Raw genomic sequence first — 19,282 nt, 5'->3', positions numbered from 1 at the left:
CGGGCGCTGCCCTCTCAAACCCTCCTGGCAGGGTGAACGCGGGTGTTCACAAAATCCTGCATTTTCGTCCGGAGGGAGGCGAAGGACCCGCGTGGAAACCACGCCGGCAATTCCCCTGCTGGGATGCTCGAGGGGCAAAGCCCTCCGATCTAGTTGAAAGCCACCCCGGTGATTTCCACGGCCCGCGCACCGCCGGGTGCCGGCACTTCAACACTGTCACCCACCGTCTTGCCCATGAGGGCCTTGGCGAGCGGCGAGGACAGCGAAATCGAGCCCGTCTTCATATCGGCCTCATACTGGCCGACAATGCGATATGTGGTCTCCTTCTCCGACTCCTCGTCAATGATCGTCACGCGGGCGCCGAAACGCACCTGCGTGCCGCTCATCTTGCTGACGTCAATCACCTCGACCGAGGGAATGATGGATTCGAGTTCCGCGAGGCGCCCCTCGATGAAGGATTGCCGCTCTCGTGCTGCATGGTACTCGGCGTTTTCCGAGAGATCCCCATGCGCACGCGCTTCCGCGATCGCCACGATGATCGCGGGGCGCTCGACGGATTTCAATTGCTTCAGTTCCTCTTCCAGCTTGGCCAGCCCCTCGGCGGTCATGGGGAACTTCTGCACGGCAGTTTCTTCCTTCGCAGCAACGCCTCTCCCTCCGGCAACCTCGTTGCGCAAAACGCCGGAGGCAGCCAAAGGGGAGGGGTAAGGAGGGAGGGGGCCTGATCGCCCCCAACCCAGTTCAGAACGACGTTGTAGAGTAGGATTGGAGGGGCGCCACATCAAGTGTTCCTGCACGGAGCGCCGCAATTGCCCCCGCCGCGGCCCGGGCCCCGGCGATGGTGGTGTAGTGCGGCACCCCCTGCGTCAACGCTGAGCGGCGGATGTCGAAGCTGTCGGAGACACTCCGTCCGCCACCGGATGTATTGATCACCAGCTGGATTTCCCCGGACTTGATCGCATCCACGCAATGCGGCCGGCCTTCCAGCACCTTGTTCACGAGCGTCACCTCGATCCCGGCTTCCCGCAAACGCGCCGCCGTGCCGCGGGTTGCCATGATGCGGAAGCCCATCTCGGCCAAGCGGCGGGTGATGCTGACGGCGGCCGCCTTGTCACTCTCCCGGACCGAAATGAAGGCGGTGCCGCTTTCCGGCAGCTTCACGCCCGCACCCATCTGCGATTTCAGGAAGGCGCGCTCGAAGCTGGTATCCAGGCCCATCACCTCGCCGGTGGATTTCATCTCGGGGCCCAGCAGCACATCCACGCCGGGGAAGCGGTTGAACGGAAATACCGCCTCCTTCACCGCCACATGCTTGGCCACCGCGTCATCATCCAGGTTGAACTCGGCGAGCTTGGCGCCGGCCATCACCCGGGCGCCGATCTTGGCGACGGCCACGCCCGTCGCCTTGGCGACGAAGGGGACGGTGCGGCTGGCACGGGGATTCACTTCGAGCACGAAGATCTCGCCGTCCTTCACCGCATATTGCACATTCATCAGGCCGCGTACCTTCAGCGCGCGGGCCATCGCCTCCGTCTCGGCCTTGAGCTCGGTAATGATGGAGGGCGGCAGCGAATACGGCGGCAGGGAGCAGGCGCTGTCGCCCGAATGGATGCCTGCCTCCTCGATATGCTCCATGACGCCGGCCACATAGACGGCGCCATCCGCATCGGCGATGCAATCCACATCCACTTCGATGGCGTCCGCCAGGTACTGGTCGATCAGGATGGGGTTCTCGCCCGAGACGCGCACTGCCTCGGCGCCGAAGCGGCGCAATTGCTCGGCGTTGTAGGCGATTTCCATCGCACGGCCGCCCAGCACGTAGCTCGGTCGCACCACCACCGGGTAGCCGATGCGTGCGGCCTCGACCTCCGCCTCGTCCAGGTTGCGGGCGATGCCGTTCTGCGGCTGCTGCAAGCCCAGCCCCTTGAGCAGTTGCTGGAAGCGCTCACGATCCTCGGCGATATCAATCGCCTCGGCACTGGTGCCCAGGATCGGGATGCCCGCCTTGTCCAGCGCCTGGCTGAGCTTGAGCGGCGTCTGCCCGCCATATTGCACGATGCAGCCGAGAAGCGTGCCCTTCTCCTGCTCGCGCCGGATCAACGCGATCACGTCTTCCGCCATCAGCGGTTCGAAATAGAGGCGGTCCGCGGTTTCTGGGTCGGTGCTGACCGTCTCGGGGTTGCAGTTGACCATGATGGTCTCGATGCCCGCTTCCTTCAGCGCGTAGCAGGCATGGACGCAGCAATAGTCGAATTCGATGCCCTGGCCGATGCGGTTCGGACCACCACCCAGGATCACAACCTTGTTGCGATCCGTGGGGCGCGATTCACAGACGGGCGTGCCGAAGCCACCCTCATAGGTCGAGTACATGTAGGGCGTATCGGCGGCAAATTCCGCGGCACAGGTGTCAATGCGCTTATAGACTGGATGCACGCCGAGCTTCTCGCGCGCGGCCAGCACCGTGGTCTCCGGCAGGCCGGTCAGCTTGCCCAACTGCTTGTCGGAAAAGCCCAGCGCCTTGAGGCTGCGCATGCCCTGCGGCGTGGTAGGCAGGCCCTTCGCCTGCACGCCGCGCTCAGCGATGACGATGCGTTCGATCTCGCGGATGAACCAGGGGTCGAACTTGCAGGCGGCGTGGATCTCCTCGACAGAAACGCCGGCGCGCAGGGCCTGCGCCACGGTCAGCACGCGATCCGGCCGTGGAATGGCGAGTGAGGCATGGAAGGCCTCCTTGCTGCCATCGCCGGGCGGTGCCTGTTCATCCAGGCCCGAAAGCCCCGTCTCCAGGCTGCGCAATCCCTTCTGCAAGGCTTCGGCGAAGGAGCGGCCGATGGCCATCGCCTCGCCCACGGATTTCATGCTGGTTGTGAGGGTGGCGGGCGTGCCGGGGAATTTCTCGAAGGTGAAGCGCGGAATCTTCACCACGACATAGTCGATCGTCGGCTCGAAGCTGGCCGGCGTGACCATGGTGATGTCGTTCTTCAACTCGTCCAGCGTGTAGCCGACCGCCAGCTTGGCCGCGATCTTGGCAATCGGAAAACCCGTGGCCTTCGACGCCAGCGCGGAAGAGCGTGACACGCGCGGATTCATTTCGATGACAACCATGCGGCCATCCTTCGGATTGATGCCGAACTGCACGTTGGAGCCGCCGGTATCCACGCCGATCTCACGCAGGCAGGCGATGCTGGCATCGCGCATGCGCTGATATTCCTTGTCGGTCAGCGTGAGTGCGGGGGCTATGGTGACGCTGTCGCCCGTGTGCACGCCCATCGCATCCAGATTTTCGATGGAGCAGACGATGATGCAGTTGTCGTTGCGGTCCCGCACGACCTCCATCTCATATTCTTTCCAGCCCAGCACGCTCTCCTCGACCAGCACTTCGCTGGTCATGGAGGCGGCCAGGCCCGAGCCCACGATCTGCTCGAATTCCTCGCGGTTATAGGCGATACCGCCGCCCGTCCCGCCCAGCGTGAAGCTCGGCCGGATCACGCAAGGCAGGCCGACGATGGCAAGGCCGGCCCAGGCCTCCTCCATCGTATGCGCGATCTCGCTCTTGGGGCTTTCGATGCCGATCTTGGTCATCGCGTTGCGGAACTTCTGGCGATCCTCGGCCTTGTCGATCACCTCGGCATTGGCGCCGATCAACTCGCAGCCGTATTTCTTCAGCACGCCGGCCGCATCCAGCTTCAGGGCGGTGTTCAGCGCCGTCTGCCCGCCCATGGTGGGCAGCAGCGCATCGGGCCGCTCCTTCGCGATGATCTTCTCCACGATCTCGGGCGTGATGGGCTCGATATAGGTGGCATCCGCCAGGCCCGGATCGGTCATGATCGTGGCCGGGTTGGAATTGACCAGGATGACGCGATAACCCTCGGCCCGCAGCGCCTTGCAGGCCTGTGCGCCGGAATAGTCGAACTCACAGGCCTGGCCGATCACGATGGGGCCGGCGCCGATGATGAGGATGGAAGAGATGTCGGTGCGCTTGGGCATGGTGGACCTCAAAAAATGAAGGGAAAAATGGGGGGCTCTGCCCCTCAAGCTCCCCGGCAAGAACCTCAGGTTCTTGCATCTCCGTTCATGGATGGCGGGCAGGTGCTGCTGTGTTCGTCATTCCTTGGGTCGTCGCATCCAGAGCAATACGATCGCGGTCAGGATGTGGCCGGGCAGCCAGAAGACCAGCCAGGTCACCAGCCATTCAGGCGGGACCAGAAAGCTCAGGACGCCGTGCAGCAAAATCAGCGCGGCTGTTGCCGCCAACACAGGCATGGCGCCATTCCGCCCGCGAGAGAGGCGGTTGCTCAGCAGCGTGACCACCAGGGCGGAGTAGAGCAGCCCCTGCAGGATGATCAGAATTTGGGCCATCAGCCTCGTACCCCCTTGGATTCACGCCATGCCGAATAGAGCAGGGCCGGCAGCAGCAGCAGATGCGGGACAGCCCAGAAGGCCATGGCCGTCAGCCGATGCTCCGGCTCCAGGAACAACATCGTCACGCCATGCACCGTCGCTGACATGGCGAAGGCGGTGAGCGCGGCGCGCATCGGCGCAAACATCTTCTTGAGCGCATGCGCCAGCCAGAACAGCACCAGCCCCGAATAGCCCAGCGCAAACAAGGCAAAGACGAAGCCGTTCATCGCCCAAAGATCTTCTTGCGATACCAGATGAGCCCGCCCGCAATGGCGTGCGAAGCCACCACCAGCCCGACCACGGCCAGCGAACCCGTACCGGGAAAGGCCAGGTAGAGCAGCATGCCCATCAGCAGCATCGAAAGGCCCAGGGCCTGCTCCAGCCGCGGCAGCATGCGCCCGAAGGCTGTGGTCGCGATGATGGCGACGAGGGTGCAGCCCGCCACCAGGATCAGCCCGATCAAGATCGTGACGATGGTTTCCGCCATCAGCTTCGTGCCCCCGAAACACCTTCGCCAAAGGCCAGCTTGGCCGCGATCAAGGCCAGCGTGGCGCCCAGCAGATAACGCTGCACGGCGAGCCAGACTGGCCGTGTCCCGAGGAAGCGCGCCGTACTGGCCGCACCCATCACGAGGATGCCGTCGAAGACAATCGCCACAGTGATCTGCACGGCGCCCAGGGCGACGCCCTGGAGGAACAAATGCCCGGCCGCGGGGTCGAGGAAGGGCGGCAGCACCGCCACATAAAACAAGGCGACCTTGGGGTTCAGCGCTGCCGTGGCGAAGCCGACGGCGAAGAGCTTGGCATCCGGCTCCGGTGGCAGGCTGCGCGGCGCGAAGAGAGGCTCCGCCCCCGGCTTCACGCATTGCCAGGCGAGCCAGGCCAGATAGATCGCGCCGCCAATCCGCAACGCATCCCAGGCATAGGGCACGGCAAACAGCGCCGCCGTGATCCCCGCCGCCGCGCAGAGCATGATGGCGAGCGAGCCCGTCTGGCAGCCAGCCAGCGACACCATGCCCGCCCGCGTGCCTTGGGCCAACGAGCGCGATACAAGATACAGCATGTTCGGCCCCGGCGTGAGCACCAGGCCGAGCGAGAGGGCTGCGAAGATCAGCAGGGTTTCAATGGAGGGCATCAATCCTCCAGCAACTTGCGCAGCATGGCTTCGGCCGTCTTCTTCGTCTCGGCGATGGCGCGCTCCAGCTCCTCGATGGCGCGGGTGGTCGGCACGATGCCGCGCCGACGCACCTCGATCAGTTCCGCCGTGCTCAGCCGTTCCAGCGCCATTTCCAGGACGTTCATGCCGAACTGCTTGTTCTGGTCGCGCACGGGATGCGGCGACAGGGCGCCGCGCAGCTTGTCCAGCGCCTCGCCATCGATCGGCCAGACATCATCGCGCCACAGGTGATAGGAAGCGAGCAGCAGGAATTGCTCCGTCTCCAGCAGAGAGAGGGTGCGACGCGGCGCGAAGACGGGCGCCTCGATCTGCATGAATTCCGGCAGCGGCATTCCTTCATCCCTGGATGGAATAGCCGCCATCCACCGCGATGGAGGTGCCGGTGATGAAGCTGGCCGCATCCGATGCATAGAACGCCGCGATGCCCTCGAAATCCTCGGGCGTGCCCCAGCGGCCGGCCGGCGCGCGGGTGCGCACATTCAGGTCGAGTGCGGGCATGTCCAGCCGCGCACCGCGCGTCAGCGCCGTATCAATCCAGCCCGGCAGCACGCAATTCACCGTGATGCCATCCTTCGCCCACGCGGTCGCCAGCGTCTTAGTCAGTTGCACGACGGCGCCCTTGGACGATGAATACGCCGCATGCAGCGGCATGCCGAAGATCGAGAGCATCGAGCCATTGTTGATGATGCGCCCCACGCCGCCGGCCTTCAGGTGCGGATAGGCCGCCTGCGCCGTGAACATGCTGCTGGTCAGGTTGGTGTTCAGCACCGTGTGCCAGTCGGCCAGCGTCGTCTCCTCCGGCCGCGAGCGGATGTTGGTGCCGGCATTATTCACCAGGATATCCAGCCGTCCGAAGGCGGAAACCGTCGCCGCCACCATCGCCTTGATGGAATTGGGGTCCGTCACATCCGCGCTGACCGCCTCGGCCCGCGCGCCCAGCGCGCGGAGTTCGGCCAGCGCCGCCTTGCTCTTGGCTGCGTCGCGGCCGGCTAGCATCACACTCGCGCCAGCCTTGGCCAGGCCACGGGCAAAGCCGAGCCCGATGCCGCCATTGCCACCGGTGACGAGCGCCACGCGCCCTGAAAGATCGAACATTCCCTGCTTCCTTCCTGCTTCAGGCTTTCGCCTGGGCCATCATCGCGACAAAGCGGTGGAACAGGTAGTGGCTGTCCGAAGGACCGGGCGACGCTTCGGGATGGTACTGGACGGAGAAGCAGCCAGGGGCCGCGATGCCTTCATTCGTGCCGTCGAACAGGCTGACATGGGTGGCGCGCACGCCCTCCGGCAGGCTGTCAGGATCCACCGCGAAGCCATGATTCTGGCTGGTGATCTCCACCCGCCCGGTGGCGAGGTCCTGCACGGGCTGGTTGGCGCCGCGATGCCCGCGCTCCAGCTTGTAGGTGCTGGCACCCAGCGCCAGCGCCAGCAATTGATGGCCCAGGCAGATGCCAAACACCGGCACCTTGGCCGCGAGCACGCCCTGGATGGCAGGCACGGCGTAAACACCCGTCGCTGCCGGATCGCCGGGACCGTTGGAGAGAAAAACGCCATCCGGCTTTTCGCGCAGAATCTCCTCTGCCGTCGCCGTCGCCGGCAGAACCGTCACATGGCAGCCGGCATCGGCCAGGCAGCGCAGAATATTGCGCTTGGCGCCGTAATCCACCGCCACCACGCGATGAACAGGCGCTTTCTGCGTGCCAAATCCTTTGCCCCAGGACCAGCACGTCTCGTCCCAGGTGTAGGATTGCCGGGCGGTGACCTCCTTCGCGAGATCCATCCCTTTCAGGCCCGGCCAGGCCTTGGCCTGCGCCAGCAGTGCCGGGATGTCGAACCGGCCATCGGCCGGAAAGCTGATCACGCCATTCGGCGCGCCGCCGTCGCGGATCCGTGCCGTGAGCGCCCGCGTATCCAGGCCGCAAATGCCCGTCACGCCATGGCGTTTCAGCCATTCCTGCAAATTCAGCGTTGCCCGGTAATTGGCGGGTTCCGTCACATCCTGCTTGACGATCAACCCGCGCGCGACGGGTGTAGCCGCCTCCATATCCTCGATATTCGTGCCGACGATCCCGATATGAGGGAAGGTAAAATTGATGATCTGACCGGCGTAGGAGGGGTCGGTCAACGTCTCCTGATAGCCCGTGAGCGCGGTATTGAAGCAGATTTCCGCCACTTGGGTGCCGTGGGCGCCGAAGCCCCAACCCCAATGCACGCTGCCATCATCGAGTACGAGGACGCCGGTGGCACCTTCGGGGACTTGGTTGGGCATGGGCGTTTCCTGCGTGTTCGTTGCCGAAGGTTTATGGGCCGAAGAGTGGTGGGCCGCAGCATGGGAGCCCGAAGAACCGGTGGCCGCACCGGTGAGGTCGGAAAGGCCGAGGCCCGTGGCGGCCAGAACGGCCGGCCAGTGCTTGGCCGGGATGGATTTGGCCTGGCGCCATTTGCGAATGGCCTCGGTGCCCACCTGGCATTGGGCGGCCGCGGCCTCGGCGCCCCCCATGAGGGCCAGGATGTCTTCTACGGAGCGCATGGGCTATCATATGTGGGAAATGACTTCCCAGAGCAAGGTGCTGGCCCTGTTCTGGGAAAAACACTCCCGTAAGGACTCTCGGACCATGGATCTTCGCACCCGCTTCACCGCCGAACTCAAGACGGCCATGCTCGCCAAGGATGCCGCCACTGTCGGCACGTTGCGCATGGTCACGGCCAAGCTGAAGGACATGGACATCGCCGCCCGCCCCGGCCCGCCGCTGGAGGACCCGGCCATCATCGCCATGCTGCGCGGCATGGCCAAGTCCCGCCGGGAATCCGTCGAGATGTACCGCACCGGCAACCGCGAGGAACTCGCCGCCAAGGAAGAGGCCGAGATCGCCGTGATCGAGAGCTTCCTGCCCACCCAGATGGATGACGCGGCTCTTGCCGCCGCCGTCGCCGCCGCTGTGGCGGAAACCGGCGCCACGACGATCAAGGAGATGGGCAAGGTCATGGCGGTGCTGAAGGCAAAGCACGCCGCCAGCCTGGACATGGCCAAGGCCGGGCCCGCCGTAAAAGCGGCTTTGGGAGGATAAGGACCCAGGGCTCCGCCCTGGACCCGCCGGGGCCGAGGCCCCGGGCCCCATCAGATGAGCCGGGGCCGGGACAGTTCCGGCTCGACCAGTTTGCGGACGGCGGTTTCGCCGGCCGCGGCCACACGCTCGGCGCCGATGGCGGCCAGCGGATCCTCGGCATTGCGCCAGGCCTTGTATTCATCTTCGTAGGGCAGCCCCATGCCCTCGGCGAGGAGATGCACCCAGTTCACCACGCGGATGCCATGGCCCCGCTCCAGCCCGATCATCTCGCGGTGGCAGGAGTGAAAAATCGTCACCAGCGTGTCGGCCCCGGTCTCCCGCATGGCGGCGAGCGTGGTTCGCTGCACATCGGCCAGAGCGCCTGGCACGGAGGCGAGGCCGAAGCACATGTAGCTCGGCGCGCGATAGGGGTGGTCCACCACGCTTACGCCTGGGATGATGCCCAGCAGGTCGGGGATGATGTCATTCACCGGCACGCGCCCCTGGAAGCCCACATGCCGGTCCACGAAAACCCGCGCCGCTACGCGCTGCGTCAGAAGAGGGGCCAGCCGGTCCCGCTGCTCATGGATCGCCTCGCAAAGATGCTGGCTGTCGAAATTCTGCTCCTTGGTCTGCCCCATGAAGTCGTCGAGATTCGCATGGCACGAAGGGCACCAGGTAATCACGCGCGGCGTACCGCTGGCGGCGAATTTCTCCATCGTCCGGTCGGCCATGCCCTCGGCGATCCGGGGCGCACTTTCCTTCGGGCTGCCGCAGCAGGCACCGGGGCCGCCGACGGGCGCCGCCTCCACGCCGACGGCTTCCAGGATGTGCTGGCTGAGGCGGATGATCTCGCCATGGCGCGTCATGTTGCAGCCATACCAGAAGGTGTTCACAGCCATTCGCCCTGTTCCTTCTCCGTGAAAGACAGCCGCGCGAAGACCTTCACGCGGGACATGGTCTCGGCCGCATTGCGTCGGGGGATCACGCCGCCCTCCTGCGCCTGCCACTTGGCCAGCCGCAGCATGAGCATCGGATTCACCGCCTCCGGACAGGCCTCGTTGCAGGAACCGCTGCGGGTGCAGACGCTGATCCAGTTGCGCGCGGCCGCATCGCCCGCGCCGCCGGCGAGCACATCCAGCACGCCGATGACCGCCGCCTTCGCATCCGTGCCCCGCGCATCCGGCGCGTAGGGGATCATCGGACAGGCCTCGAAGCAGGCGCCGCAGCGCGTGCACGCGGCCAGCATGCGCGCGGTCTCGGCGGCCCGCAGTGCGGACCAGTCCTCATGCGCTACCACCCGTTGATCCGGTCCCATGTGGCGATCACCTCGCGCGATCCATCCACCACATGATAGCGGTCAAAGGCCGCCGCTGTCAGGCATGTATGATTGGGGGCCACGCGCAGCTTCGTGCCGATGGGCAGCATAGGTGCCGGCGTCGCCTCGCCATGCTCCTGATGCACCCGCGCCAGGATGGGTTCGCCCAGCGTGTTGCCGCCATCCATGTCGAGCACCAGGCCGAAGCCGTAGTCGCGCGGCGCCTTTTCCGTGCTGCGGTCCTTGCTCATCGCCAGCGCGCCGGAATCCAGCAGCAGCGCGCCGCGCGCCGGCTTGCGGCCGATGACGCTGGCCAGCACCGTGACTGCGATGTCGCCCTCGGGATGCGTGCCCAGCTGCGCCTGGAACAGATCCCCGAACATATAGACGCCCGCACGGATGTCGGTGATGCCGTCCAGCCGCTCTGCATGCAGCGCGGTGGGGGAGGAACCCAGGCTCACAATTTCCAGCCGGTAGCCTGCCTCGCGCAGCGCCTGCGCCGCCCGCACCACGCCCGCGCGTTCCAGTTCGGCGATGGCGGCCATCTCGGGGATGCTGCGCCCGCCATAGGAATGGCCCGCATGGGTAAAGACGCCGGCCAGCTTGCCGCCCAGCGCTGCCGCAATGGCGTGCGCCTCGTCCGGCGGCACGCCGCCGCGCCCCTCACCCACATCCACCTCGACCAGCGCGCGGATGCGGCCCGGATGCGCGGCGATGGCCTGGGCAGCTTCCACGTCATCTGTGATGACCTTTATATCGGCGCCCGCCGCGTTGATTGCGGCCACTGCATCCAGCTTCTGCGGCGTGATGCCCACGGCGTAGATCTGGTCCCGCCAGCCGCCCTCCGCGAAGTAGCGCGCCTCGGCCAGGGTGCTGACGGTGATCGGCCCGAAATTCGGCGCGGCCAGCATCGCCACATCGCGCGACTTCGCGGTCTTGAGATGCGGCCGCAGCACCACGCCGGGATGCCGTGCGATGGCGCGCTGCATCATCGCCAGGTTGCGCTTCAAGACGCCGAGATCCAGCACCAGGGCCGGCGTGGTCAGATCATCGAGATTCATCGTGTGGCGTCCTGATCCAGCGGCAGCACGGGCCGCGGTAATTTCGTCCAGTCGAAACGGCTGAGGATGGGCGAGGTGAGGCCCGGCGCATCCACCTCGACAATCTGCTCATGCGCGAAGAATTCATCGAAGCCCCCGCGGAAATGCCCGCGCGACTTCACCACGACGCAGCGCGCCGCAGCCACATCAATGCCCAGATGCTCCAGGAAGGCTGGGTCCGCGCATTGCGTGCGCTGGCTGATCACCACCACGTCAATGCCGCCGAGCCTGAGCCAGGCCGTATCGCCCAGCTGCATCGCCGTGCCGGCGAAGATGCCGCGCCGGCCGGTCACCTGGCCGTCCGAGAGGGCGCGCACCTCGGCCTGCGCCGCAAAGGGCCGACTGAAGGGGTCCTGCTCGGCCGCGCGGTTGAAGCGCGCCTCGAAGCTGGCGCCGATGCCGACCGCCTTCGCTTCAGCCACCAGGGCCGGGTCATGGATCACGCCGAAGACCGCGCCCTCAACGCCCGCGCGGTGAAACGCCTCCAGCAGCCACATGGTGTTGCCGCGTCCGCCGCCGCCGGGATTATCGGCCACATCGGCGAAGGCGAGCGGCGTGGGGCTGGTCAGCGCGCGTTCCGTCGCTTCCTCCAGCGGCGTCAGCTTCGCCACGAAGCGGTCGCGCCTGGCCCAGGCGGCATCCGCCAGCTCATCGGCGAGGGCATCGGCCGCACCCTGATGGGTCGCGGTGACGATGGCGCACATGCCGTTGAAGGGCGTGTCGCCATAGGCGAAGCCCGCCATGACCGAGACATTCACGATGCGCGGATCGGCGGCTCGCCGCTCCTGGCCGAGATTGATCACCTCCGCATAAGGCCCCTGCGCCGTCAGCAGCGAGACCGTGGGCGCCACGATGGGCAGGCGCCGATGCGCGCGCACGAAGCGCTCGCCCCTCAGCAGCCGGCGCATGAGGCCAGCGCTTTCCTCACCGCGCGCGCGCATGTCCATATGCGGGTTCGTCAGGTAGCCGACATAGGCGTCGTTCAGCGCAACATTGGCATCCGACACATTGGCGTGCAGGTCATAGGTGCAGATGAAGGGGATTTCCCCCAGCTCGGCCCGCACCAGCGCCTGCACCGCGCCCTCGGGGTCGTCCAGCACGGTCGTCAGCCCCGCGCCATGCATGACGCAGAAGGCACCTTCCACTTGCCCGCGCAGCGCGCGCAAGCTGACGCGCCATTCCTCCATCAGTTTTTCGAAGAAGGCGTGCTCCACGGGGCCATTGGGCTCGGCCATGGCCAGCGTGATGGGGCGCGGCTGCCAGGGGCCGGTCGCGTCCATGGCGGTCACGAAGCCTGGCATTTCGCCCAGCGCCTGGGGGCTCGCGCTGCGGGCATCGGTCACGATCGCCTCGCCGCGCAGCAGGCAGCGATAGGCGAAATCCGCCTCGGTTGCGATGGGCGCGAAGCGGTTGCACTCGATGGAGAAACCAAGGAGGGCGATTCGTGGGCTTGAAGCGGGGGAGTTCATCGGATGCACAACCTCACATAACACGGGATACGCGCCTGCCCGCTGGCGAGCCCCATCACCTGGCAGAGCGCCGCAACAGGCGAGTCCGCCTCACCATCTTACCAACTGACTTGCGGGCTTTTGCCACGCGACCACGCTTTGGGACAAATGCGCTGCGGGCCGCATCCCGGTCAGCAAGGGCCAGCGCCCGGTCGCTGGAGTCGCCCCGCCCGCACAACCATACCCAAACCGCGAATCCAGCCCGCGCTCCGCGTACCCCTCGCGCAGCAGGTCCTGGTGCGGGACAAGCTCAGGCCGCCGCCTCACGATGAACAGCGGAAGGCAGGCAGCGAAAGCCCGTCCATGCTTCCGCGCGCCAGGGCGAGGAGACGGAATTGCGGGGACGGACCGGAATGCAGGCCTTCTTTTGGACAGGCCGAAGGGCGGGAGAACAAAACTCGCTGCGTCATTTAGGAATTTATACCATTATCCTTGAAAAAGTCAAGATTTAGGGCGATGACCTTTGGGCGCGTGCTCTCCGGTCGCGGGATTGGTATTGCGCGCCAGGCCCTGGTTCCCGGCCAGTCCGCCTATCGCGGAAAATGTTCGGTATGGGTTTCACCGGTGCGACCGAAATAGACGACGCGGCGCCCGGTGAAGGAGACGATGTAGCCCGCACAGCCCGCCGCCATCACCTTCGCGCAGAAACCCGCATAGGTGTAGCCGGGCACCTTCTGCTGCGCATCCGCGATGGCAGCGAGAAGTGCTGCGCCGTCCAGCGCCGCCGCGATGGGGCTGCGCCCGTGGCATGTCGAGAGCACAAGGCTTTCCCCATCCGGCAGGTAGTAGGTCGCCGTCGAACGGCGATAATCCACCATGTAGCTCTCGAAGCCTGCCTGCATCAGCGTGCCGACAATTTGCGGGAAGGTCATGCTGTTCTGCGCCGCGGCATCAAGGCATGCCTGGGCGATCAGGGTCAGGCGATGGTCCATCGGGGCTCCTGGCTTCTCGTCAGTTGATCGGCGTGGCGGTGAGGCCCAGCCGGTGGACCGTTTCCTCCAGGATGCGCCGCAGTGTGGCCCGGTCCGCTTCAGGCAGATGGGCGAAGCACTCGGCCTCATTCGCATCAGCCAGAGCCGCCAGATCAGGCACCAGATCCGCGCCCTGCGCCGTGAGATGAAGGGTGTGGGAGCGCCCATCCGCATGGCTCGCCCGTCGGCCGATCAGCCCTTTCGCGAGCAGCCTGTCGGCCAGCTTGGTGATGGCGCCACGTGTCATCCCCATCTCCTCAGCGAGCTGGCTGGGGGAGGGCGGCACCCGGTCGAGCAGCATGCGCATCACTGCCCATTCGGCGACGGTGACATCCCGGGCGGCCAGTTTGCGAGCGAAGCTTTGCGACACGTGGTTGGACACTTGGCGGAGCCAGTAGCCTAGATGCGCGGTCAATGCGGAAGGATTGGTTGCCATGGGAAAGCTTATGAAGTTGACAAGGAAACTAATGCGCTCCGATTTCCTAGTCAATCAGATTGCGGCTGCTCAGACCTCCACCCCCAGAAGCTCCGCATAACGCGGCGTTGCCTTCAGGCCGGTGCCGGTCAACACCACCACCGTGCTCTCGCGCGCGGCAATCTTGCCCGAGGCCAGAAGCCGCCCGAAGGCCGCCGCCGCCTGCGCGCAGGTGGGTTCCACATAGACACCTCGCCTTGCGAGCATCAGCGATGCCTCGGCGATTTCCGCCTCGCTCAGCATCACCGCACCACCGCCGCTTTCGCGCATTGCCCGCAGGCATTCCATCACACGCAAGGGCTGCGCGATGGCCGTGCCCTCGGCGATGGTGGGCTGCGCCGGCACCGGGTCCAGCCCCAGCGCCGCGCGGGCGATGGGCGCGCAATTCGCCGGTTGGGCCGCGAAGATGCGCGGCAACTTGGCAATCTGCCCGGCGCGCAGCAATTCGGAAAACCCGATGAACAACCCCAACACATTGGAACCCGCGCCACAGGGCACGATCACATTATCGGGCGCCTGGAAGCCAAAATCTTCCCAAAGCTCATAGGCCAGGGTCTTGGTGCCATGCAGGAAAAATGCCTGCCAATTGTGGCTGGCGTAGAAGATCTTCTCCGCCTCGCGCTCCGCCGCATCGGCGCAATCCTGGCGCGAGCCCGGCACCAGCGTGATGGTAGCCCCCGCCGCCCGGCTTTGTACCGTCTTGGCCGGGCTGGTGCTGGCGGGCACGAAGATCGTGGCCGCCATGCCGCCCGCCGCCGCATAGGCACTCACCGCCGCCCCGCCATTGCCGGAGGAATCCTCCAGCACGGACGTCACCCCCTGCTCCCGCAACAGGGAGAGCATCACCGAGGCGCCGCGATCCTTGAAGCTGCCGGTCGGCATGAACCACTCGCATTTCAGCAGCGCGGTGCCCTCACCCAGTGTCATTTCCACCAGCGGTGTGCAGCCCTCGCCCATCGAGATCGGCCGGGCCGGCAGGAAGGGCAGGGCGGCGGCGTAGCGCCAGATGCTGCGCACGCCGGAGGCGATGTCGTCCCGCCCGATTCCCGGAAGATCGGTCAGCAACAGCGGCGCGCGGTCATCGCCGCACCAGCGCGGGGTTTCGAGAGGATAAGTCCGGCCGGAGCGCGGATCGAGATAGGATGTCATCCCCCAAGGGTTGCGCGATGCCCCGCTTCGGGCAAGCCTCGCCCTCCATGGAACAAGAACTGGCAGCCCTCGCGGCCGATCTCGTGCGGATGGACAGCCGCAGCAGCCTCTCCAACCTGGAAGTCGCCGAGCGTATCGAGGCCGAACTCGACGGCTTCGAGATCGAGCGGCTGGACTACGTGGATGCCGGCGGGGTCGCGAAACGCGCCCTTGTGGCCCATCGCGGCGGCCCTGGCGGCCTCGCGCTCTCCGGCCATATGGACACGGTGCCGGCGACGGGCTGGACCGATGATCCCTGGAGTGGCGCCATCCGCGATGGCGTGCTGCACGGGCTGGGCTCGGTGGACATGAAGGGTGCCGTGGCCGCCTGCGTCATGGCGGCCAGGCGGGCGCCGCGCGCCACGCTGCTGATCACGACGGATGAGGAAACCACCAAGCAGGGGGCGCGCATCATCGCCGGCCAATCCGTGCTGGCGAAGCGTGCGGGCCTGGCCGGCATCATCGTGGCAGAGCCCACCAGCCTGATCCCGGTGCGTGGCCATCGCGCGCATATCGCCTTCACCGCGACGGCCGAGGGGGTGCAGGCGCATTCATCCACCGGCAAGGGGCTGAACGCGAATTGGGCGCTGATCCCCTTCCTGGTCGAGGCGAGCGCGATGTTCGAGCGGCTGCGCAGTGACCCATCCTTGCAGGATGACGCCTATGATCCGGTGTTCAGCGACTTCAACCTGGTGGTGGACAATCACGGCACAGCGGTGAATGTGACAGTGGCCAAGGCCACGGCGCGCATCAAGTTTCGCTATAGCCATCGCGTGGACCCCGCCCCTGTGCTGCTGGCGATGCGCGAGGCCGCGCGCGCCAACGGCCTGACGCTGGAGGAGGCGCATGAGGGCCATCCGCCGGAATTGCCCTTGGATCATCCCCTGGTGCGGCGGGCCTGTGCCGTGACGGGCGTGGCGGCGCGCACCGCCCCCTACGGCACGGATGCCTCGGAATTGCAGGCCATCGCGCCCTGTGTGGTACTTGGCCCCGGCAGCATCGAGACGGCGCATACGCCATTCGAGCGTGTTTCCGTGGCGGAGTTGCTCCGCGCAGTCGATGTGTTTGGTGCGTTGTTGAATGGAGATGCAAGAACCTAAGGCTCTTGCCGGGGTCCAAGGGGCGAAGCCCCTTTCTTGTTTGAGGAAACGCAAAAATGAATTTTTCATCCCTGGACCCGGTCGTGAACCCACGTTCCATCGCCATCATCGGCGCCTCCGACGAGGCCACGCGCATCGGCGGCCGTCCCATCTCCTACATGCTGCAACGCGGCTTCCAGGGCGCCATCTACCCCGTGAATCCCAAGCGCAGCACGGTGCAGGGCCTGACCAGCTATGCCGATGTGGCGAGCCTGCCCGAGACGCCCGATGTCGCCATCGTCGCGGTGCCGAGTGCCGCGGCCTTGCAGGCGGTGGAGGATCTGGGGGCCCGTGGCTGCAAGGGCGCCATCGTCTTCACCGCGGGCTTCGCCGAAATGGATGCCACGGGGGCCGCCGCGCAGGATGTGATGGTGGCGAGCGCGAGGCGGCATGGCATGCGCCTGCTCGGCCCCAATTGCCTGGGGTTATTCAACGCCGCGATCAACTTCTACGCCACGTTTTCCGCCAGCTTCGAAAGCGGCTGGCCCTTGCCGGGGCGGATCGGCATTGCGTCGCAATCCGGCGCCTATGGCACGCATTTGTATTCCATCGCGCGGGACCGCGAGATCGGCACGCAAATCTGCATCACCACGGGCAATGAGGCCGAGGTGACGCTGAGCGACGTGCTGGGCTGGATGGCGCAAAGCCCCGATGTGGACGTGATCTGCGCCTATGCCGAGGGCATTCGCGAGGGCGAGCGTTTCCTGGCCGCACTCGATCTCGCGCGCCGCAACCGCAAGCCCGTGGTGATGATGAAGGTGGGCCGCAGCGCGCTCGGCCAGGCGGCGGCGCAATCCCACACAGCGAGCATCGCGGGCGATGACGCCGTGACGGATGCGGTGCTGCAGGAATTCGGCGTGGTGCGCGCGCGCAACACGGAGGAGCTGCTGGATATCGCCTATGCGGCGACCAAGAAGATCTATCCCGTGCGCAACACGCTGGGCGTGGTGACGGTCTCCGGCGGGGCGGGCGTGCTGATTTCGGATGTGGCGGAATCCATCGGTTTCGACATGCCGGAAATGCCGCAGGCGGCGCAGGACAGGCTGCGCGGCTTCGTGCCCTTCTGCGCGCCCCGCAACCCGGTGGATTGCACGGCGCAGGCGATCAATCAGACGGAACTCATCGGCGAATTCGCCAAGGCGATGGTGGTGGATGGTGGCTATACCTCGTGCCTGGGCTTCTTCACCCAGGTGGGGGCGTCGAAGTCGGTGGCACCCAAGCTGCGCGCGCAGATGAAGGCGGTGGCGGACCAGCACACGGACCGGCTCTGGGCGCTCTCCATCATCGCCCCGCGCGACATGATCCGCGAATATGAGAAGGACGGCTTCCTGATCTTCGAGGACCCGACGCGCGCCGTGGTGGCGCTGCACGCGATGGGCCGCTTCGGCGAGGCTTTTGCCCGCGCCGAGCGTGTGGCCAGCCTGCTGCCGGAAGTGGTGTTGCCCGATCACACGCCGACGGAGGCCGAGGGCAAGCGCATTCTCGCTGCCAGCGGCATCCCGGCCGTGCCGCAACGCGCCTGCGCCGATGTGGAAGCGGCCGTCAGCGCGGCAGCCGAATTCGGCTTCCCCGTGGTGCTGAAAATCCTCAGCCCGGATATCCTCCACAAGAGTGAGATCGGCGGCGTGTTGCTGGATATCGCCAGCGAGGCGGCGGTGCGGGACGGTTTCGCCACGCTGCTCGCCCGCGCCGCCGAACGCGCGCCGGGCGCCAATATCGAGGGCGTGCTGGTCGCGCGCCAGATCAAGGGTGCGGTGGAAATGGCGCTGGGCATGGTGCGCGACCCGGTCTTTGGGCCGGTCGCCATGGTGGGGCTGGGCGGCATCTTCATCGAGGTGCTGAAGGACGTGACCTTCCGTCGCTGCCCCTTCAGCGTCGAAGATGCCGAGGTGATGATCCGCAGCCTCAAGGGCTTTCCGCTGCTGGATGGCATCCGCGGTCGCAAGCGGGCCGATGTGGCGGCGCTGGCCCTGGCCCTGGCCAACCTCTCCACCTTCGCCGCCGCCGCCGGGCCGCAGCTCATCTCGGTGGATATCAACCCGCTGCTGGTTCTGCCGGAAGGCGAGGGCGCCTTCGCCGCCGATGCCGTGCTGGAGATCGGGAAGTGATCATCGCCGAAAAGCTGCTCGCCTATCCCATTCCGGAAATCCGGCAGACGCTGCGCTGGCAGGATGTGGCGCTCTACAACCTTTCCATCGGCCTGGGGCAGGACCCGATGGATCTGCGGCAACTCCCCTTCACCTATGAGCCGGGCTTGCAGGCCATGCCGTCCATGGCCGTCGTGCTCGGCTATCCCGGCTTCTGGCTGAAGGCGCCCGATACCGGCGTGGATTGGGTGCGCGTGGTGCATGGTGAGCAATCCCTCACCCTGCATCGGCCCCTGCCCACCAGCGGCGAAATCATCGGCACCTCCCGCGTCACGGGCCTGGTGGATCGCGGCCACGGGAAGGGCGCGCTGATCTATTCCGAGCGCGTGATCCGTGACGCCATGACCGGCGAGAAGCTCGCCACCGTGGAGATGACCACCTTTGCACGGGGGGATGGCGGCTTCGGTGGCGCGGCGGGCCTGGTGAAGGCCCCGCACCCCGAGCCCGAGGGCACGCCGCACATCACCCTCGATTTGCCGACCCGGCCGGAACAAGCCGCCTGGTACCGCCTGAATGGCGATCACAACCCGCTGCATATTGATCCGGGCGTCGCCACCAAGGCCGGCTTCCCGCGCCCCATCCTCCACGGGCTCTGCACCTTTGGCGTGGTCTGCCACGCGCTGATGCAAAGCCTGTGCGATTATGGCACCGCCCGCTTCGGGGGGATGGATCTGCGCTTCTCCTCGCCCGTTTATCCGGGGGAGACGATCCGCACCGAAATCTGGCATCGTCCGGAGGGCGCGACCTTCCGCGCCCGCGTGGTGGAGCGCGATGTCGTCGTCGTTAGCAACGGCGCCTTCCGCTTCGCCTGAGGA

The 19,282-nt window shown here is 66.2% G+C and carries 20 protein-coding genes; 4 read left to right on the top strand and 16 right to left on the bottom strand.

The features are described from left to right. Positions 1 to 149: 149 nt before the first annotated feature. The 9 genes from greA to carA form a co-directional block, all read right to left on the bottom strand. The gene (gene greA, locus LHU95_RS22230; RefSeq protein WP_248709138.1) at positions 150 to 623 is read right to left on the bottom strand and encodes a transcription elongation factor GreA; all 474 of its coding nucleotides are present in this window, start codon (positions 621 to 623) and stop codon (positions 150 to 152) included. Between the two features lie 118 nt (positions 624 to 741). After that, positions 742 to 3,987, bottom strand: coding sequence for a carbamoyl-phosphate synthase large subunit (gene carB, locus LHU95_RS22225; RefSeq protein ID WP_248709137.1), 3,246 nt, complete (start codon positions 3,985 to 3,987; stop codon positions 742 to 744). Between the two features lie 117 nt (positions 3,988 to 4,104). Continuing rightward, positions 4,105 to 4,359: a hypothetical protein gene (locus tag LHU95_RS22220; RefSeq protein WP_248709136.1), complete on the bottom strand. Its 255-nt coding sequence runs from the start codon at positions 4,357 to 4,359 to the stop codon at positions 4,105 to 4,107. Next, positions 4,359 to 4,628 carry a hypothetical protein gene (locus LHU95_RS22215; protein WP_248709135.1) on the bottom strand — a complete coding sequence of 90 codons (270 nt, stop codon included), beginning with the start codon at positions 4,626 to 4,628 and terminating at the stop codon, positions 4,359 to 4,361. Before LHU95_RS22215 ends, LHU95_RS22220 begins: the two co-directional genes overlap by 1 nt. Next, a complete protein-coding gene (locus tag LHU95_RS22210; RefSeq protein ID WP_248709134.1) occupies positions 4,625 to 4,888 on the bottom strand; it encodes a hypothetical protein in 264 nt (87 codons plus the stop codon). The genes LHU95_RS22215 and LHU95_RS22210 overlap by 4 nt, the downstream gene beginning before the upstream one ends. After that, positions 4,888 to 5,535: a LysE family translocator gene (locus LHU95_RS22205; protein WP_248709133.1), complete on the bottom strand. Its 648-nt coding sequence runs from the start codon at positions 5,533 to 5,535 to the stop codon at positions 4,888 to 4,890. Before LHU95_RS22205 ends, LHU95_RS22210 begins: the two co-directional genes overlap by 1 nt. After that, positions 5,535 to 5,909: a hypothetical protein gene (locus LHU95_RS22200; RefSeq protein WP_248709132.1), complete on the bottom strand. Its 375-nt coding sequence runs from the start codon at positions 5,907 to 5,909 to the stop codon at positions 5,535 to 5,537. Before LHU95_RS22200 ends, LHU95_RS22205 begins: the two co-directional genes overlap by 1 nt. Positions 5,910 to 5,913: 4 nt before the next feature. Next, on the bottom strand, positions 5,914 to 6,672 hold the full coding sequence (locus tag LHU95_RS22195; protein WP_248709131.1) for a glucose 1-dehydrogenase: 759 nt from the start codon (positions 6,670 to 6,672) through the stop codon (positions 5,914 to 5,916). Positions 6,673 to 6,691: 19 nt separating this feature from the next. Then, complete coding sequence (carA, locus tag LHU95_RS22190; protein ID WP_248709130.1) at positions 6,692 to 8,104, bottom strand: glutamine-hydrolyzing carbamoyl-phosphate synthase small subunit; 1,413 nt, start codon at positions 8,102 to 8,104, stop codon at positions 6,692 to 6,694. Between the two features lie 85 nt (positions 8,105 to 8,189). Between carA and LHU95_RS22185 the strand changes: the two genes are divergently transcribed. Then, complete coding sequence (locus LHU95_RS22185) at positions 8,190 to 8,642, top strand: GatB/YqeY domain-containing protein (RefSeq protein ID WP_248709129.1); 453 nt, start codon at positions 8,190 to 8,192, stop codon at positions 8,640 to 8,642. A gap of 50 nt (positions 8,643 to 8,692) precedes the next feature. Here the strand turns inward: LHU95_RS22185 and LHU95_RS22180 are convergent, their stop codons facing one another. The 7 genes from LHU95_RS22180 to LHU95_RS22150 all read right to left on the bottom strand — a co-directional run bounded on the left by LHU95_RS22180 (position 8,693) and on the right by LHU95_RS22150 (position 15,142). Next, positions 8,693 to 9,523, bottom strand: a complete 831-nt coding sequence (locus LHU95_RS22180; RefSeq protein ID WP_248709128.1) for a heterodisulfide reductase-related iron-sulfur binding cluster — start codon at positions 9,521 to 9,523, stop codon at positions 8,693 to 8,695. After that, entirely contained in the window at positions 9,514 to 9,921 is a 408-nt protein-coding gene (locus tag LHU95_RS22175; RefSeq protein WP_248709127.1) for a (Fe-S)-binding protein, read from the bottom strand. The genes LHU95_RS22180 and LHU95_RS22175 overlap by 10 nt, the downstream gene beginning before the upstream one ends. Further along, positions 9,915 to 11,000: an alanine racemase gene (locus LHU95_RS22170; protein WP_248709126.1), complete on the bottom strand. Its 1,086-nt coding sequence runs from the start codon at positions 10,998 to 11,000 to the stop codon at positions 9,915 to 9,917. Before LHU95_RS22170 ends, LHU95_RS22175 begins: the two co-directional genes overlap by 7 nt. Beyond that, positions 10,997 to 12,508, bottom strand: a complete 1,512-nt coding sequence (locus LHU95_RS22165) for a M81 family metallopeptidase (protein ID WP_248709125.1) — start codon at positions 12,506 to 12,508, stop codon at positions 10,997 to 10,999. The genes LHU95_RS22170 and LHU95_RS22165 overlap by 4 nt, the downstream gene beginning before the upstream one ends. 569 nt (positions 12,509 to 13,077) lie before the next feature. Further along, positions 13,078 to 13,479 carry a DUF1398 family protein gene (locus LHU95_RS22160; protein WP_248709124.1) on the bottom strand — a complete coding sequence of 134 codons (402 nt, stop codon included), beginning with the start codon at positions 13,477 to 13,479 and terminating at the stop codon, positions 13,078 to 13,080. A 19-nt stretch (positions 13,480 to 13,498) separates the two neighbouring features. Beyond that, the gene (locus LHU95_RS22155; RefSeq protein WP_248709123.1) at positions 13,499 to 14,008 is read right to left on the bottom strand and encodes a MarR family transcriptional regulator; all 510 of its coding nucleotides are present in this window, start codon (positions 14,006 to 14,008) and stop codon (positions 13,499 to 13,501) included. A 15-nt stretch (positions 14,009 to 14,023) separates the two neighbouring features. Next, on the bottom strand, positions 14,024 to 15,142 hold the full coding sequence (locus LHU95_RS22150; protein ID WP_248709122.1) for a pyridoxal-phosphate dependent enzyme: 1,119 nt from the start codon (positions 15,140 to 15,142) through the stop codon (positions 14,024 to 14,026). A 47-nt stretch (positions 15,143 to 15,189) separates the two neighbouring features. Between LHU95_RS22150 and LHU95_RS22145 the strand changes: the two genes are divergently transcribed. The 3 genes from LHU95_RS22145 to LHU95_RS22135 are packed head-to-tail and all read left to right on the top strand — an operon-like array spanning position 15,190 to position 19,279. Next, the gene (locus LHU95_RS22145; RefSeq protein WP_248709121.1) at positions 15,190 to 16,281 is read left to right on the top strand and encodes a M20/M25/M40 family metallo-hydrolase; all 1,092 of its coding nucleotides are present in this window, start codon (positions 15,190 to 15,192) and stop codon (positions 16,279 to 16,281) included. 56 nt (positions 16,282 to 16,337) lie between these two features. Beyond that, complete coding sequence (locus LHU95_RS22140; protein WP_248709120.1) at positions 16,338 to 18,428, top strand: acetate--CoA ligase family protein; 2,091 nt, start codon at positions 16,338 to 16,340, stop codon at positions 18,426 to 18,428. After that, positions 18,425 to 19,279: a MaoC family dehydratase gene (locus LHU95_RS22135; RefSeq protein WP_248709119.1), complete on the top strand. Its 855-nt coding sequence runs from the start codon at positions 18,425 to 18,427 to the stop codon at positions 19,277 to 19,279. The genes LHU95_RS22140 and LHU95_RS22135 overlap by 4 nt, the downstream gene beginning before the upstream one ends. Positions 19,280 to 19,282: the final 3 nt, after the last annotated feature.

Source organism: Sediminicoccus sp. KRV36, assembly GCF_023243115.1.
GTDB lineage: Bacteria > Pseudomonadota > Alphaproteobacteria > Acetobacterales > Acetobacteraceae > Roseococcus.
Note: the sequence above shows the minus strand (reverse complement) of the source record. Positions and strands in the feature narration are given on the sequence as shown.